Origin of the sequence: Mesorhizobium sp. M7A.F.Ca.CA.003.01.2.1, assembly GCF_003998945.1 — a bacterium.
In the GTDB taxonomy this organism is placed as follows: domain Bacteria; phylum Pseudomonadota; class Alphaproteobacteria; order Rhizobiales; family Rhizobiaceae; genus Mesorhizobium; species Mesorhizobium ciceri.
In genome coordinates this window covers 1-883 of the sequence record NZ_RZRA01001424.1, presented here as the reverse complement: position 1 = coordinate 883, position 883 = coordinate 1, and the positions used below count along the sequence as shown (strand labels likewise).

The following is an 883-nucleotide window of genomic DNA, read 5'->3' as shown; positions in this document are numbered from 1 at the left end:
TCGCCACCGTGGTGCTGTTCTATCTCGGTACCGGGCCGGTGAAGGGCTTTGCCATCACCTATGCCATCGGCATTCTGACGACCGTCTTCACCGCCTTCACCTTCACCCGTCTGCTGGTCTCGATCTGGCTGCGGCGTGCTCGCCCGAAGGAATTGCCGAAGGCGCCGGTGACCTTCGTTCCGCCCGGCACCAAGATCCCCTTCATGGGCATCCGTCGCTGGACGTTCACGCTGTCCAGCGCACTTTCGATCCTGTCGGTGGTGCTGTTCATGACCGTCGGCATCAACTACGGCATCGATTTCAAGGGCGGTTCGCTGATCGAAGTGCAGGCCAAGAGCGGCAATGCCGATCTCGCCGACCTCCGCGCGCGGCTGACCGAACTCAACATCGGTGAAGTCCAGGTGCAGCAGTTCGGTACGCCGAACGACGTGCTGATCCGCGTCGGGACGCAGGATGGTGGCGAAAATGCCGAGCAGACCGTCATCGACAAGGTGCGCGGCGAGCTGCAGGATAATTATGACTTCCGCCGCGTCGAAGTGGTGGGACCGACCGTGTCCGGCGAGCTCGCCAAGCAAGGCACGATCGCCATGCTGATCGCGTTGCTCGGTATCCTGATCTATGTCTGGTTCCGCTTCGAATGGCAGTTCGCGGTCGGCGCCATCGTGGCGACGGTGCACGATGTGGTCATGACGCTCGGCTTCTTCGTCATCTCCGGGCTGGAGTTCAACCAGTCGTCACTGGCGGCGATCCTGACGATCATCGGCTATTCGCTGAACGATACGATCGTGGTCTATGACCGTGTCCGAGAGGATCTGCGAAAATACAAGCGCATGCCGCTGCCGCAACTCCTGAACAACGCCATCAACGAGACGCTGTCGAGAAC

The 883-nt window shown here is 60.8% G+C and carries 1 protein-coding gene; it reads left to right on the top strand.

Translation table 11 applies throughout. The annotated features are described in order from the left end of the window. A partial coding sequence (gene secF, locus EN969_RS33190; protein ID WP_127419853.1) for a protein translocase subunit SecF occupies positions 1 to 883 on the top strand: 883 nt, incomplete at both ends.